This is a genomic window from Moorena sp. SIO3B2 (assembly GCF_010692525.1).
GTDB classification, from domain to species: domain Bacteria; phylum Cyanobacteriota; class Cyanobacteriia; order Cyanobacteriales; family Coleofasciculaceae; genus Moorena; species Moorena producens.
Genome location: NZ_JAAHHE010000158.1, coordinates 1 through 14831 on the forward strand (window position 1 = coordinate 1; position 14831 = coordinate 14831).

Consider the following 14831-nt stretch of genomic DNA (forward strand, 5'->3'; position numbering starts at 1 on the left):
AGGTTTTGATGGAACATTTGCTAAAAAGGCAGTACGTAGATTCAGAGCCTGATTATCGAGGCTGGGAAAATACTATCGATGAACAAAGAGAACAGATTAATCTTCTGTTGTCTGAATCTCCTAGCCTTAATCCTTATCTTGAATCGGTCTTTTCCGATTGCTACAGATATCCACTTAAGAAGGTGAAGAGGAATTATCCATCTGTTAGTTTCCCCCAAAATTGTCCTTTCACTTCTGATATTTTAGATCAAGATTGACTTGAAGCGTAAGCTATTTTTTAGATAGCACCACGATCTAGATAAACATGTCAGACTATACTGTAAGCTCAGGAAATATTTTTAATGATTTAGGATTTAGTAATGCTGAATAAAAGTTAGCTAAGGTTAAACTAGCTTCAGTCATTTACGATATTCTTGATGAGAGACAGTTATCTGATTCAGAGGTTGCTCTAATTTTTAAAATTGATATTCCTAAAGTCATAGATTTCAAAAATGGTCGCTTGCAGGGTTTCCCCTTGGAGAAACTATTATCTTTTCTGGTAGCATTAGGTCAAAATATAGACATTATGGTCAGTCCAAAACCGGAAACTGTATCTAGTGGGAACATACAAGTAGTCCGTCAATCTTAAGCTTGAATGTAACTGTTTAAGGGGTAAGTACCCTGGTGTAAGCATATGCTTACAAAAAAAATAGCCGTAGAAATAATATCCACGGCTATTTCAGTAAACACTATGTCATGTCTCTTTCCGAATCAATCCGGATGTGATCCTATTTTATTCGGCAAAGGTCACATTACGCGAACAGCCTGGAGCCTTTGCCGGGGGGGAAACCACCCCCCATAAATTTAACCTATTAACGCCAAGTCGAATACTTGGTTGCAAAACTAATTACTTGCCCTGGAATACCGGTCGGCTGCAAAGGGCTCCAGTCGGAAACCTTTGCATACCCGAGTGCAGAAAGGGAGTAAATAGTTTTGCTGACTCCTTCAGGAGAGCCCTTAATGTACTTAATACGTTGTTTCTTTTGGTTAGATTCATCAGAATTATTGTTTTGATTCGGGATAAAGTTTTGAGACATGGTTAAGAACCTCAATAATGTTTATATCAATTATTGTAATGATTATGATTTTATTTGTCAATGGTTTTTATAATTTTTTTTTGGGGAGGTAATTTGAGAATAAAATAAGCTGTCAGCTGTCAGCTGTCAGCCGTCAGCTTATTTTATTCAAAAGCTTTTCCCGTCCCATGATTAGATATATTTTGCTGTTCGCGTAGCGTGCGCGTAGGGCTTAAGCTGACAGTTACTAGCACCTCAAGTAGCGTGCGCGTAGCGCATAAGCTGATATAGCAATTAATGTAATAATTGATAAAAGTTTGATACCATATTCCCTACTCCCTGCTCCCTACTCCCTGCTCCCTATTCCCTGTTCCCTGTTCCCTGTTCCCTTTGCTATAGCTGATAACTTCCCCATCAATTAGCACTGATCACCTGTAAAGCTGTAAACTTAAAATCACCGAAAGTCTGGGAAACAATCTGATCATTACCCCGAAATTCTTGTTTTTCATAACTACCATTGTTTAATATCAGCACAGTTACTAACTGCTCTTGGGGGTCAATAATCCAATATTCAGGAATAGCCCTTTCTTGGTATTGTTGTACTTTCTCTACATAATCACGTCGGTAGTTTTCATCCCTTTGATTTTTGTAGGGGCTAACTACTTCAGCCACAAACTGTGGGGGAAGCATATCAAGGGTGATAGTTAGGCGTTTTTCGGTTTGGAGAAGATGTTCTTCTCTAATTACTACTAAATCTGGATAGCGATTTTGAGGATTTCCTGGAACTTGTAATTCACAATTGTGCATCTTAATTAAACGGCGGTAAACTAATTGGACTAATTCATCCCTTAGCCACATTACCATCCAATTGTTTGGTTCACTCTCAGGAGGCAATTCTACTAACTCCCCATCAAACAGCTCATAACGATTATCTGTGCCATCATCATATTCCAGGTATTCCTCAAAAGTGAGTTTGGAGGTGGTTTTAACCATGGTGATTCTCTGAATTATAAAGGTTTTCAATTAGGTGAGGTAAAAAGTTTTGGGTTTTAGGGAGCAGGGAGCAGGGAACAGGGAACAGGGAACAGGGAACAGGGAAGTGGGAAAAAATTCTGTGTATATCATTACCTTAGAAACTGCTATAATCACCTAAATCCTACAGTTTATAACTTAACATTTTTTGAAGAGCGATCGCAGGTAAGCTTATTTGAATTTAAATTGGTTATTTCCTGTTCCCTGTTCCCTACTCCCGTCTTGATGCAGTCGCTCATGGGGGGAACCCCCAAGACCGCGCTGCATCGCTACTCCCTACTCCCGTCTTGATGCAGTCGCTCATGGGGGAAACCTCCAAGACCGCGCTGCATCGCTACTCCCTGCTCCCTGCTCCCTTTCTGTCATAACCATGAAATTCCAATCAAAACCAGCCTAATCCCAATTAAACGTTATTCCCAAATACTCTTCTAACTTATGATTATGAGGTCGAAAGAAGTCACTTAAGGTTTGTCTCAAGTCTTGACTAATGGGAGTGTAAGACCTACCATTGCATTTGGGGTATTGAAAAAACTTCTGATCAGATAAGCCCAAAAATTCAATGATGGTACTCATGACAGTCTTGGGATTGCTATAGAAGTCTTCACTCTTCACTATTAAAAATTGTTCTCTTGGAAAAATCTCCATCCATCGTTTTAACTTATAGAAGTAAAGACTTCCTAACAAATTATTTGGGTGTCGATACCCAATCTGTAATAGCTCTGATTCGGTTAAACTTTCCAGTCGTTGCTTTTCTAGAGCTAGGGCATCTTCTAGACTGCGCTTTTCTCGGCCATGATAAAAATTGTGATAGTAACAAGAGATGGCGCGGTCAACGGGATTTCTCAACAAAACAATTAGCTTAACCTTGGGAAAACACTGAAACATCCGTTGGGCAGATTCAGTGCAGTCAAAATAATTAGGGCTTGCTTCCCCAGCTAAGAAATTAGGAGTGTCGGTAATGGATGGAAAATGAGCGAGATACCAATCAATCCCTTGATTATAATATTTACTGAAAAAATTTAACTCTTTTTTATGAGGCGATATAATTTGTGGATAACGACTCAGATACATATATAATGAAGATGTACCAGATCTGGCCGCTCCAATAATAACGAAGTCTGGACCATGCTCTTTTTTAGGTTTCCAGTCAACTTCGGCCAGGTTGGGATTGGATGCAACTGCGTTTTTATAAGCGCTAGTTTGGTAACAACTAATCGCTTCTTGAAGTTGGCCTTGCTCGGTTAGCACATCCCCTAAATTACCCCAAGCTAGAGGAAAATCTGGTTCCCGTTCGATGCACTGTCGATAAAAGGTGATAAGTTGCTCTAACTGTTCTGATTCAATCCAGGTGTACTGTAGGTCTACATAAGCTCGCTTAAAACAGGGGTCAAGCTCAATCGCTTTTTGATAAGACTCAATGGCTTCTTTGAATCGACTTTGCCCTCTAAGGAGTTGACCTAACTGATGATAATCTTTAGCGCTAGAGTTGGGATTACTATCGACCAATTGTCGATAGTAGTTCATGGCTTGGTGATTTCGAGGATTATTCTCGACCGCCTGTTGATAAAGTGCGATCGCATCTTCCATCTTGCCCTGGGATTTGAGTATCTCCCCCAAACGATAGTAAACTTGGAGTAAATTGGGCTTTAACTGAAGCGCTTGTCGATAACAGGTGATGGCTTGGTCTGGTTTGCCTAGAGACCACAGCCTGTTGCCCAACTTAACATGCTCCTCTGGTTTAGCCCAATTCGGCTCTAGGGTGAGGGCTTGATACCAACACTCCGTAGCCTCGTCCTGTTGACCAGTCTGAGCGAAAACCCGAGCCAAGTTACGGTAAGCTCCAGCAAATTTGGGGTCAATTGCGATCGCTTTTTCGTAACATGCGATCGCTTCCGGCCACTGTTGCTGTTGAGCATACAGACTACCCCGATTAGCATGGTCTTTAGCCAACTTTGATTGAATTTTCACCACCTTGAGCTGGCTCTGGGTTTGGTCAACAGAGTCGTGATCATGACCCGAAGATTGCTTGATATCCCTTGACATCGTTACCGTTAAGAAGCTATTTTTTTAACAATCAGTAGACGAGCCTGATGCAGAATCTCAAACTGACCCTTAACTGAATCTAGAAACCTATTAATCCCAATTTTAGGCGCTTCTTGTGGTTTAGCCGGATTGCTCCATCCATAGTTATTAACGATCATCAGCCCCCCAACCTTGAGCAGCTTCCAACAAAGTAAAGCATTTTGCTCAGCAATGGTAGCTTTGTGACGCCTGTCGCGAATGTTAGCTAAATCATAGCAATTGCTATCAAGGGAATTAAGCAACTGCTCAGGTTTTCCCTCTAACCTAGTCACCTTTTCGGCTGCTTCAGTTTTAGCGATATTGGCAGCAAACTCTTCCTGAAAGTATGGCGAAACACAGGTTAATCGAGCTGAGGAGTTAGTCAGGATTTTATCAAGTAACCAGCAAGCGGAATTACCTTGAAAACTCCCAATTTCCAGACACTGAGCATCAGCCACACCAGCTAGGGGCTGCAAGTGTTCTTCCCAGACCGGAATTTTAAAGGTAAACCGATCCTCAGTGAATCGATAATCCTTCTGAGCACACTGATGCCAACCCCGCAATTGAGCAGCTTTTTGATAACAACTGTAGGCTTCGGTCAATTCACCTTTTTTTACCAAAGCATCCCCGAGTTTAACATAAGTCCAGGGATAGTCACCCACTGTCGCAATTACCGCACGGCATGATACAATCGCTTCATCCCACTTCTGCTGTTGAATCAACAGTTGGATCAGTTCCCGATAAGCTCCAGGGAAATTTGGATCAACCTCAATCGAGCGGCGAAACGCTGCAATCGCTGTGTCCACCATTCCTTGTTTGAGCCAAATCCCAGCAATTTTATAGTGCCCCTTAGCTTGATTTGGGTCAAGGTCGAGTAACTTACGATAACATGCGATCGCATTATCCCACTTCCCCTGGGCTATCAAACAGTCTCCTAACTCGTAGTAAGCTGCCCATAGGCTGGAGTCACGCTCAATCGCATTTTGGAAGCAAGCAATGGCTCGATCCGGTTTACCCTGAGCCAGGAACGCTTTCCCTAGTTTATAATGTCCCTGAGCCTTTGCTGATTGGGGTTTCAGCCTCAGAGTCTGATACCAACACTCAATTTCCTCGTCTTTGTTCCCCAGCTGAGAATAGATTTCTGCCAAACTCCAGTAAGCCTCAGCAAAATCTGGCTGGAGGCTAAGAGCATGGTAGTAGGATGCGATCGCTGCCTGCCACTGTTGTTGACTGCTGTATAAACTCCCTATTTTAGCATAGACTTGCACTAAATTCGGTTTTTCATCGAACACTCTAGAGTGCCAGAAAATTGCGTCATCAAACCGACCCATCCCTTGCAAGATATTGCCTAAAACTCGGCAAGTCGAGGCAAAATCAGCTCGATTTGGGGATGGACTTTCCAACGCTTGCTCACAAGCGGCAATTGCTTCAGTTAAGTAATTGTACATGATGAGAGGGAACAGCGGAACAGGGAACAGGGAGCAGGAAACAGCGATGCAGCGCTACTTGATTAACTTTTGCCTGTTGCCTTTCCTTCATAAAACATGTTCACAACTCAAATCAAGCATTCAGCGGTCAGCGGTCAGCGGTCAGCGGTCAGCGGTCAGCGGTCAGCGGTCAGCGGTCAGTGGTCAGTGGTCAGCCGTTGGCCAATGGCCACTCAAGTATCGTGGCACAGGGTTCTAGCCTATGATGTAAAGCATAACCTGATTGCTGATAGCTGATTGCTGCTTACTGATTGCTGCTTACTGATTGCTGCTTACTGATTGCTGCTTACTGATTGCTGATTGCTGATTGCTGATTGCTGATTGCTGATAACTGACCTACTAGAGTATCTCAAAACCATCGTCAGTTTTATTAATTTCAACATCCAAACCTGAACTCAATTGAGCAATGGTTTCCCCATCGACTTTTAGCTCACCAGTGATCGAGTCGTAAGTCACGTTAGTCTGGTCATCAACCCCAGGAATCACGATCCGATCTTCTCCAGAGTTAAACTCAGTAATAATATCCGGTTGATTGTCAAAGAACTCGAAGGTAAATGTATCATGTCCAGGACCTCCGATCGCCACATCAGTGCCTGGTCCTATGATCAGGTTATCATTTCCTTCTCCACCCAGCACCACATCATCCCCTTCATCGCCAGTGATTTGGTCATCCCCTGCTTGCCCCAAGAGCACATCATCCCCGTCACCACCACTAACTTCATCGGTTCCGTCACCAGTCTGAATAACATCTAGACCATCGCTCCCATCAACAAATACTGGTTTATCGTCTGGTCCTAAAATCACGAAGCCATCTTCATTAGTTGGGATAACTTCAAGATCTGGGTCAGCAACAATAGAAGACATCTACTATAACTCCTTCTTTATCCTAGTTGATATTACCACCTATCAACTATAATTTATTACAGAATTTTTAGCCACAAACAAGATTAGTTTTTTTGATTATCAAATAGTTAGTGGTTATACCGAACATAGTGTGTATAAAACCGCGCTTATTGACCACTAGGTCTGATGGGACTGGTTATTTCTCAAAAAACATTCTATTAAAAACTCAAAGTCCCGCCCAATAAGGATTATTTATAGCAATTATTCCCTAATATTGTTACACAGCAAGTTTGGTAGAGCCCAAATATTTTTACTGAATCCATGGCATCATTTGCCTCCTTATTGGTTATGCACCCTTGAGCATAGCTGATTTAGACCAGTAATTTGAATTACTGAATAAAGGGAATCTAAGTTAACTAAGATATCTTCTGTTAGTGAGCTGGTATACATGAGTTTACGAATAGGTTGACAGTCAAAGTTTTCTCCTTTTAAATAGTAATGTTTCAGTCCCAGCTGTTGGCTAATCATCCAGTAATCTGTTCTCACATAATTCGGTGACACTAGTTCTATGATTTGAGTACCAGGGCGACAAAATACAGTATTGCTCAAACCAGCGCCATGGGGAGCAACAATTGCTTTGACAGAAGCAAATAAAGCAACTTGTTCCCTCACAGACAGGCTTTCTAGGGCAATGGTAATAAAACCAAATTGGGATAGCAGCTCCTTGACCTCAGTTTCGTTGAGAACTTGTCGATGTCTGGCTTGAGCTCTAGTGATGTAGATCCGCTCTGGGTATCTTAATTCCAGAGTTTGCGGTAAAAACCTCTGTCTGAGAAAGTTAATAGTACCCTTCGGTACCCAATCAAAATGTCCAGGAAAGGAGGGTAAGACTAACTCCTGGGCTTGAATATGGGGGTAGCGATCGCTGGAGATAATTTTGTTAGCAGGAATGCCTAACCAATTGAGGGTTTCTTGTTGAAAGGGTTGCTGTGGCGTGTTGATCAAAAACCAATCAATCTTAGGGAAATCTATCCCACTGCGGCGCAGGATTTCAATTCTAGGCAGGACATCAAACATCCAGTGGTAGTAGCCATGTCCCGACAATCCCGATAGAACCGCTACTGTGCCATCTATGTACTCTAAAGGCGGCATCTGCTCCAGACTAAATATTAGATGCTTTCTGGGGTCGTAATTCTCACATCCAGGTAAATACCATGGGTAATTTCGAGAGACGTCAGATAGCAAATAATCATCTGGAGTAATGATGGCGATGCTATGACAAATCTTCCAGTAACTGCTTTGGGGGGCAATCCAAGCCCGTCCTTGTGGGATAGTCGCCACAAAGACAGTAGGGGAATCCACAGACAGTGTTTCCGGTGGGTTACACTGATAGACCCTCTTGCCGAGATGAATTGACTGAAACTGGCTACACAGTCGTCTCATACATCGATTACAGGTAACACCGCCACATTGAGACCGGGATTGAGACTGAGCCTGAGACTGGGACTGGCTGGGTTCAACAGATATAGGAGCCAGGGCAGAAACTGGCGGCGCTACCATGGACATGGTGTTGAGATGCTTTGGGAAACCATTGTCCTGTAAACCATGGTTCACAGAAACTTCAAATTCCCTCGATCCCGTATATTGCCAATCCTTCTCGATGGTTGACCAAGGTACCTCTATGTAGTAGCAGCCATGGCACTCTGTCCTCATATACCAGTCCCTGGTTGTTTCATAAATCCCCTTGATCGGGTGAGGGGGTTGGGAGGTGAGAGGGTTAGCACTATAGTTATCTCTCGGCAAGACTCCGAGACTGCCAAGGTTACCGCTGCCCTTGCCCTCTTCTAAGTGCATATGCCAGAGGGCTTCGTAGTATTCAAGGGCTTGCTGGAACCGCTTTTGTTTGCTCAAGACTTGCCCTAACCGTAGATAAATCTGAGGATGAGCTGGTTGCAAGGCTAAACCCATGTGATAAGCCATCACTGCTGCATCCAGTCGCTGCTGCTCGGCTAAACAATCCCCTAACCGTATATACAACTCAACCTGGTCTGGCTGAATCTGTAAAGCTTTCTGGTAATACATTTGAGCCTGCTTTGCTGCACCATACTCAAACAAGGTATCCCCTAAATACAGATAAGTCTGCCACAGATAAAGGCAGACTTGGAAAGTATCCTCTTTGTTCCGTAGTGCCTCAAGAAATCCAGAACAATAGATTTGCGATCGCTCAAGTATGTCCTGGCCTGGTAAACCTTTAGCACGTTGGCAATAAGCCTCCACAAAAGCTGGTTGCAATGCGATCGCTTTTCGTAAATAGTCAAAGGCTAGGGCTAGTTTCCCCTGAGCCATCAGGGCGCTGGCGCATTCACTGTAGGTCAATATCTGTTCTGGATCCAGCCTAAGCAGCCTTTCAAAGTACTGCACTGCTACCGGATAATTCCCCTTCTGTTGCCATAACCGACCCAGATTTAAGTAAGCTGATTTTAGATCTGGGTTTAACTCAATCGCACTACTGTATGCCACCAGAGCCTCAGCTGCCTTACCTTGTGCTTGCAGCACCTTACCCAGATTATTATACAGAGTGCCCCACTTAGGATTATGGTCGATACCTTGTTGGTCGATACCTTGTTGATAGACCGCCTTTGCTGCCTCGAATTGTTTTAGCTCGTAGAGAACACAGCCCAAGTTATTATAAGCGCTGAGGTAATCTGGCTGGTTGGTAATGGCTTGGCGATAACTGTTGGTGGCTTCCTTTAACTGACCCCGTTCACCATACAACACTCCTAGGTGATAGTGGGCTTTGGCATCCTTGGGGTTAAGAGCGATCGCTTGCTGATAGCTTTCTTTGGCAGCATCCCACTCCCACAGCTTGTGCCTGGTGATGCCTAGATTGTAATGGTACTCAGCCTGACCGGGTTGTAGCCAAACAGCCTGTTGATAATGCCATTCTGCTGTTGAGAGATCCTTGAGTTTACTATATAACTCACCTAAGCAGGCATGAGTTTGAGCTTGCTCCGGTTGGAGTTGCACCGCTTTACTATAGGCATAAATTGCTTGCCTGGGCTTTCCCTGAGCAGCTAGGGCAAAGCCTAGTAAGACATTGAATTCCCCAGAATCAGGCTGCCGTTTCAGGGCTTGGCGACAACAAGCAACGGCTTGACTCCATTGCTTCTTGGCTAAATAAGCCTTGACTTGTTGGTAAGTTGGTTCAACCTTGATCATTAGGCAGCTTTGATACTCCCATCGCTAAATCACGGGATTATAGCGTTCGCGAAGCGGCTCCTAGGTCGCTGGGATTCTTAAGATTACAAAACTCTTAACGGCTGAACCAAACAGCCTCTAGACTCTCCGATTAAATCCTTGAGCTTACTTGTCTTTTGGTCTACGCTCTTAGCAGGGGCTTTTCAGCTTGCGCGCAAACCTGCACTTTTTGAGCGATTTAATATGCCTTTATCTTAGCATAGATTATCAAAAAGCGCAACATATCCACTCTCCGATTCCCCTCCCCCTAGGGCGTGTCTTCAAACTCCGAGATCCCCCGTTTCCCTTAAAAAAGGGGGACTTTGAGTATGGCTCCCCCCTTAATAAGGGGGGCTGGGGGGGATCTAATATCTTGCGGAAAACTTTGAAAACACGCCCTAACCCTTCGGGTATAACGGGAGTCCCCTTGGAGTTGAATGATGGGGTTAGAACTAGCTTGGGCAGATGGATAGTTGAACTCTCCCCCGCGTTCAGCCAGCATCGCGGTTTTCAACCGTTAGAGTTTTTATAATTAACGTCTAGTTAAAACGAGTTCAGATCACCGTAACAAAGGACACAAAATTGGTAACTGGTTATTAGCAATTTGTTATTTTTAATTACCTATTAGTCATTACCTAGACGACGAGATTACCTAAACCAGTATATAGCAATTCTACGACTTGTGAGGTACAAATTTCTGGTTTTTAGGGAGCAGGGACTTCGGAGCAGGGACTTCGGAAGAGGGAAGTCGGAAGTGGGAAGAGGGAAAAAATAATGTGTACCTCATAGCTACGAGAAACGCTATATATAGCAGTCGCCAGGGCAGTTAGGACATCGACATTAGTCTCACACCCTTTGTAAGCGATGCAGAGGTGCGACCCGTGGCGAATTTAATTCGCCAACGGAAAGCGCACCTAAGCGGTCTTGGGGGTTTCCCCCACTCGCTATTGCATCAAGAAGCGCAAGAGTTTGAGTTCTGAGTTCTGAGTTCTGAGTTCTGAGTTCTGAGTTCTGCTATATCAGCTATCAGCTATTAGCTATCAGCTATCAGCTATTGGCCAACGGCCAACGGCTGACGGCTGACAGCTGTTCGCGCAGCACCTCAAGTAGCGCATATGCTTACCTAATTACTATCGGGATTTGTGTAGGAATTGTGAGAATTTTTGATGCCATATTCCCTACTCCCTGTTCCCTACTCCCTGTTCCCTACTCCCAGATCCGCTGTTCCCTGTTGCCTGTTCCCTTTGCTATATAAGGCTATAGCAGTTCTCAATCGGGTCATGGGAGGGTCATAAATGATACCACAAGTCAGTGTAATTATTCCCGCCTATAATTGCGATCGCTATATTACCGAAGCAGTGGAAAGTGTGCTGAATCAAGAAGCCTGTTCCTATGAGGTAGTGGTCATTGATGATGGTTCAACAGACCAGACTCGATCAGTGTTGCAACCCTATCGCGGACGCATTCGTTACATTTATCAAGAAAACCAAGGAGTCTCCCTGGCCCGGAACCATGGCATTAAACTAGCCTTGGGTGAATTTGTCGCATTCCTCGATGCCGATGACTTTTTTCTGCCAGGTAAGTTAGCTGCCCAGTTAGCAGTGTTTAAAGCACAACCCCATCTGGGAATTGTCCATAGTGGTTGGTACCGTGTCGATTCCCAGGGTAAGCGACTAATGACAGTACGTCCATGGGAGAAAGTACCAGAATTAAACTTAGAAAGTTGGCTACTGTGGAAGCCAGTCCTGCCTAGTGCCATGATGTTCCGTCGCCATTGGTTAGAGTCCGTTGGCGGGTTTGACCCCAGGTTTCCACCCGCTGAAGATACAGAAATAGTCCTACGATTAGCCCTCAAGGGTTGTCCTGCCCTTTGGTTGCGTCAGGTAACCGTAGGCTATCGGCAACATCACCAAAGTGCCATGCACAAAGGACTTCCTCAAGCTCGCTCCCTGTCGGCAGCCATTGACAACTTCTTTCAACAGGCTGATTTACCACCAGGCATCCGTCTATTAGAAAATCAGGTGCGTTATGGAACCCTAGTATGGATTGCTTGGTATTTATATAATACAGGACATCCCAGGGAAATGATCAAGTATTTACAGGAAGCTTGGGGCTATAGTCCTTATTTCCCGATGGAGACAGTAGTACATTGGGCAGAGAATTTTGCCGAGTTTTCCAGGAATTGGGGCGGGGAGTTTGATGCTGATGGGTTAGGGAAGTCACCAGAGTGGCAGCAGTTGATGCAATGGGTAATGGCTCAGGGGAGAGAGACGATGTTGGTAGGTGGGTATAGGTTGTACTAACTGAAACTAGTCCATCAGTTGGTAATCAAGACCAGTGATAATATGTTCTGCAGGGATACCAGCGGAAATCAGAGCCGAGGCCAACCCTTCCTCAAAGTTATCTTCTTCAATAACAACTTGGCCATTAACCAAGCGAGCGTGAAACAAAATCGAGTTAATCCAGCGTTGTTTATCCCAGCCAGTAGCCAGAACTAGGAAGTGACCAGTCTCGGTATCGCAAACAGGATAAAGCCGAATCGCTTGTATACTTGGTTGGGCGCGAGTTTCCTCTTGCAGGATTTCTTTCAGAATATCGCCATAGTTTAGTGAGTGATCCATTCAACAATAGCCTCTTGCTCGGGTTCATAAACTAATAAGTTGATTTTATTCCTCTCGACGGCTAGCTGAAAAATTGTTGTTTTGAAATGCCGAAGATAACTTGTTTTACTGATAGCTAAAAACAATAGATCCCCCCTAACCCCCCTTAAAAAAGGGGGGAAACTGTCGTTCTGGCTCTTGTCCCTCCAAAGCCCATTGGTAAAGCTGAAGCTGTCCCATTGTTTTTTCCAGTTCATTAATAACTGAATAAGTAAGCATATGCGCTACAGATGGTGCTACTTGAGGTGCCATCAGCAGTCAGCAGTCAGCTAATCAACGGGAGGTAGTAAACAAGCTGGGGGGTGCTGTTAGGGCTGGTTGAAAATCCCTGCTCGTTTAACTGTAAGCATTCAGCCTACCGCTATCAGCCGTCAGCTTATTTTATTCAAAAGCTGTTTCCTTAGTCTGGCCTACGACCAATGGCACCTAAAGTAGCGCATAAGCTGATAGCTGATAGCTGACGGCTGAATGCTTACATCTCATCTTCCCATCTCTCCATTTCACAATTTTGCCATTTTGCCATCATCTGTAGGTGGAATCACTGAAATGGTTATGGTGAGTGCTTTCAAGGGTCAAGCGTCAACAAAAGTTATACATAACATACAGAAGTTAAACATTAACGCCAACCTATTCGTAAACCGATAATTGCTACGCTGATTTCAAAGAAAAAAACCTAAACTATTATTTATGGTTTATAAATATATTTATCAACTTCCAGGTGAACGCAATTTTAAAACTAAAACTAAACAAAAAAAAATCTTAGGGATCAACCTTACTTCAAGCTTAGTATTGAGTCTTTATTTTTTTATTATTAAATTTTTGCTATTTGGATTATTACCATCATCCTTATTTATCAAAGAGATAAGTCAGACAACAACACCTAATAAAAATGATAACTTTATTGTTAAAAATAAAATTTTTGCCGCCCATCCAACCAGTATTCCTTGGATTAATGACTCCTACAACTGTGAAGCAACAGGAAGAGCTTGGGAACAGGGAGAGTGTTGGGACTATGAACATAATCACAACTGGTGATGACGGGATTAATCCTTAAAAGACTATAGGTAAGCATTCAGGCGTCAGCCGTCAGCCGTCAGCTGAATGCTTACGTTCCCAGATCCGCTGTTCCCTACTCCCTACTCCCTACTCCCTACTCCCTACTCCCTACTCCCTACTCCCTACTCCCTACTCCCTTTTTATACCAATCCTATGTTTACATCTCAACTAACAATGCTATATCTTGATCATGATAGTTTCCCCATTTCTCTATTATTTCCTGGGCAAGATGACTAGGAAATGAATGGTAACCGGGTTCCAATTCCTTCGATAAAATTAAGTCAATGGCTATGTTATGGGCATAGAACACTGGGTCGAGAGTCTGAACTGGAGTAGGTTCCGCTAAGGAAAAATTGATCGGAGCTTTTTTGAAAAGCACTTCTGCCTCTGAGAAGTTATCACCAAATTCATCTTCTGCGCCAATGTTGGCAAGATACTTACCACTAAAATCTTCCTTGTCTAAGTCATACTCCTTAGAAAGTACTCCATTCACTCCCGTACAGGTTACAACACAAAAAGCCTCCTTGAGTGCTGCCCTAATTCCATCCAAGTCCTCAGCCTGTAACCCTTTGATTCCTCTAGCCTTCAGCTGTTCCAAAATCTTAGGATTTTTCTCGACGATTACCAGCTCCTTGGTTAAGCCTAATAATTCATTAACGAGTCCTTTTCCAACTTTTCCACAACCAAAGATTACCAAATTTTTATCCACTAATGACTGGTTAGTTAACTGGTGGAAAGCTTTGACAAATGCTTTACTAGTCCCATAGAACGTTTCTATATTTTTTAGGGAACTGTCATCCACAGAAATCAAGGGATAGGAAATATCTAAGGATTGATAGATAGAGTTATCGAGTTTAGTTAGCTCTACCACTCCCTGGCGAGGGGTGAGTAGTGTGTGTAACTCTCCATAAAGATCTAAACAAATATCATAGTTATCCTCAAAATTCCCTTCCAGATTAAGCTCAACATTAGCACTGAGTAAAATTTCCACCGCTTCTGGGTTAGGGTCGATAAAATTAGGGCAAGACACGGTAAGCTCCGCACCAGCCAACAGCAACGGTTCAACTTTAAAGACAGTTTCTATGGTCAAGTGGATATGATGCAATAGTCTTAATCCTTGATAAGGCTGATGCGAACGCATCTGTTGTCTCAGCTCAGCCATAAATGGCATCGCTTCAGAGCGGGGATGTTTTTGCCGTGCTTGTTCAAAGACCTTAAAGTCGATCATCTTATCTTAATTTAGGTTAATCATTTATATAGTAGTTCTCAATGAGGTGATGGACAAAATCCAGGATTTTAGGGAACAGGGAAGAGAGCAAAAATCCTCTGTACCTCATGAACATGATAACCGCAATAGCAGTTTTAAAATGAGGGGTCAAGTACCCTGCCCTGCCTGGTCA

14 protein-coding genes and 1 pseudogene are annotated in these 14831 nt (G+C 43.5%); 6 read left to right on the forward strand and 9 right to left on the reverse strand.

Going from position 1 to position 14831, the window contains the following annotated elements; all coding sequences use genetic code 11:
- Together F6K38_RS24960 and F6K38_RS43560 are read left to right on the forward strand one after the other, a co-directional pair.
- A partial coding sequence (locus tag F6K38_RS24960) for a DUF29 domain-containing protein (protein ID WP_287357797.1) occupies positions 1-257 on the forward strand: 257 nt, incomplete at its 5' end.
- Between the two features lie 128 nt (positions 258-385).
- Positions 386-628 (forward strand): annotated as a pseudogene (locus F6K38_RS43560) (helix-turn-helix domain-containing protein); the annotation flags it as partial.
- A 223-nt stretch (positions 629-851) separates the two neighbouring features.
- Here the strand turns inward: F6K38_RS43560 and F6K38_RS24965 are convergent.
- From F6K38_RS24965 to F6K38_RS24980, 4 genes are all read right to left on the reverse strand, one after another.
- On the reverse strand, positions 852-1076 hold the full coding sequence (locus F6K38_RS24965) for a hypothetical protein (protein WP_287357800.1): 225 nt from the start codon (positions 1074-1076) through the stop codon (positions 852-854).
- A 393-nt stretch (positions 1077-1469) separates the two neighbouring features.
- Positions 1470-2048, reverse strand: coding sequence for a Uma2 family endonuclease (locus F6K38_RS24970; protein WP_287357802.1), 579 nt, complete (start codon positions 2046-2048; stop codon positions 1470-1472).
- Positions 2049-2480: 432 nt separating this feature from the next.
- Positions 2481-4130 (reverse strand): tetratricopeptide repeat-containing sulfotransferase family protein, encoded by a 1650-nt coding sequence (locus F6K38_RS24975; RefSeq protein WP_287357805.1) that lies wholly within the window; start codon positions 4128-4130, stop codon positions 2481-2483.
- 8 nt (positions 4131-4138) lie between these two features.
- Entirely contained in the window at positions 4139-5596 is a 1458-nt protein-coding gene (locus tag F6K38_RS24980; RefSeq protein WP_287357807.1) for a tetratricopeptide repeat protein, read from the reverse strand.
- Between the two features lie 96 nt (positions 5597-5692).
- On the opposite strand from F6K38_RS24980, the gene F6K38_RS24985 reads away from it, so the two are divergent.
- The gene (locus F6K38_RS24985; RefSeq protein WP_287267768.1) at positions 5693-5872 is read left to right on the forward strand and encodes a hypothetical protein; all 180 of its coding nucleotides are present in this window, start codon (positions 5693-5695) and stop codon (positions 5870-5872) included.
- A 102-nt stretch (positions 5873-5974) separates the two neighbouring features.
- Here the strand turns inward: F6K38_RS24985 and F6K38_RS24990 are convergent, their stop codons facing one another.
- Positions 5975-6499 (reverse strand): calcium-binding protein, encoded by a 525-nt coding sequence (locus tag F6K38_RS24990; RefSeq protein WP_008186780.1) that lies wholly within the window; start codon positions 6497-6499, stop codon positions 5975-5977.
- A gap of 318 nt (positions 6500-6817) precedes the next feature.
- On the reverse strand, positions 6818-9697 hold the full coding sequence (locus F6K38_RS24995) for a tetratricopeptide repeat protein (protein WP_008186778.1): 2880 nt from the start codon (positions 9695-9697) through the stop codon (positions 6818-6820).
- A 1072-nt stretch (positions 9698-10769) separates the two neighbouring features.
- Between F6K38_RS24995 and F6K38_RS25000 the strand changes: the two genes are divergently transcribed.
- Together F6K38_RS25000 and F6K38_RS25005 are read left to right on the forward strand one after the other, a co-directional pair.
- A complete protein-coding gene (locus F6K38_RS25000) occupies positions 10770-10970 on the forward strand; it encodes a hypothetical protein (RefSeq protein WP_287249459.1) in 201 nt (66 codons plus the stop codon).
- Positions 10971-11010: 40 nt separating this feature from the next.
- Positions 11011-12018, forward strand: a complete 1008-nt coding sequence (locus F6K38_RS25005; RefSeq protein ID WP_044493971.1) for a glycosyltransferase family 2 protein — start codon at positions 11011-11013, stop codon at positions 12016-12018.
- Positions 12019-12024: 6 nt separating this feature from the next.
- On the opposite strand, the gene F6K38_RS25010 is transcribed toward F6K38_RS25005, so the two are convergent.
- A complete protein-coding gene (locus F6K38_RS25010; RefSeq protein ID WP_008186771.1) occupies positions 12025-12336 on the reverse strand; it encodes an element excision factor XisI family protein in 312 nt (103 codons plus the stop codon).
- Complete coding sequence (locus F6K38_RS25015; protein WP_008186770.1) at positions 12321-12572, reverse strand: element excision factor XisH family protein; 252 nt, start codon at positions 12570-12572, stop codon at positions 12321-12323. The genes F6K38_RS25010 and F6K38_RS25015 overlap by 16 nt, the downstream gene beginning before the upstream one ends.
- A gap of 490 nt (positions 12573-13062) precedes the next feature.
- On the opposite strand from F6K38_RS25015, the gene F6K38_RS25020 reads away from it, so the two are divergent.
- Positions 13063-13410 carry a hypothetical protein gene (locus tag F6K38_RS25020; RefSeq protein WP_287267772.1) on the forward strand — a complete coding sequence of 116 codons (348 nt, stop codon included), beginning with the start codon at positions 13063-13065 and terminating at the stop codon, positions 13408-13410.
- Positions 13411-13588: 178 nt separating this feature from the next.
- Here F6K38_RS25020 and F6K38_RS25025 read toward each other — a convergent pair whose 3' ends face one another.
- Positions 13589-14659 carry an NAD-binding protein gene (locus F6K38_RS25025; protein ID WP_008186766.1) on the reverse strand — a complete coding sequence of 357 codons (1071 nt, stop codon included), beginning with the start codon at positions 14657-14659 and terminating at the stop codon, positions 13589-13591.
- Positions 14660-14831: the final 172 nt, after the last annotated feature.

Coding starts and splice junctions, on each gene's coding strand:
- F6K38_RS24970 (WP_287357802.1), bottom strand. CDS start 2,048: ATGGTTAAAACCACCTCCAAACTCACTTTTGAGGAATACCTGGAATAT.
- F6K38_RS24985 (WP_287267768.1), top strand. CDS start 5,693: ATGTTCACAACTCAAATCAAGCATTCAGCGGTCAGCGGTCAGCGGTCA.
- F6K38_RS25020 (WP_287267772.1), top strand. CDS start 13,063: ATGGTTTATAAATATATTTATCAACTTCCAGGTGAACGCAATTTTAAA.
- F6K38_RS24990 (WP_008186780.1), bottom strand. CDS start 6,499: ATGTCTTCTATTGTTGCTGACCCAGATCTTGAAGTTATCCCAACTAAT.
- F6K38_RS25005 (WP_044493971.1), top strand. CDS start 11,011: ATGATACCACAAGTCAGTGTAATTATTCCCGCCTATAATTGCGATCGC.
- F6K38_RS24980 (WP_287357807.1), bottom strand. CDS start 5,596: ATGTACAATTACTTAACTGAAGCAATTGCCGCTTGTGAGCAAGCGTTG.
- F6K38_RS25015 (WP_008186770.1), bottom strand. CDS start 12,572: ATGAACTGGAAAAAACAATGGGACAGCTTCAGCTTTACCAATGGGCTT.
- F6K38_RS25025 (WP_008186766.1), bottom strand. CDS start 14,659: ATGATCGACTTTAAGGTCTTTGAACAAGCACGGCAAAAACATCCCCGC.
- F6K38_RS24965 (WP_287357800.1), bottom strand. CDS start 1,076: ATGTCTCAAAACTTTATCCCGAATCAAAACAATAATTCTGATGAATCT.
- F6K38_RS24975 (WP_287357805.1), bottom strand. CDS start 4,130: ATGTCAAGGGATATCAAGCAATCTTCGGGTCATGATCACGACTCTGTT.
- F6K38_RS24995 (WP_008186778.1), bottom strand. CDS start 9,697: ATGATCAAGGTTGAACCAACTTACCAACAAGTCAAGGCTTATTTAGCC.
- F6K38_RS25010 (WP_008186771.1), bottom strand. CDS start 12,336: ATGGATCACTCACTAAACTATGGCGATATTCTGAAAGAAATCCTGCAA.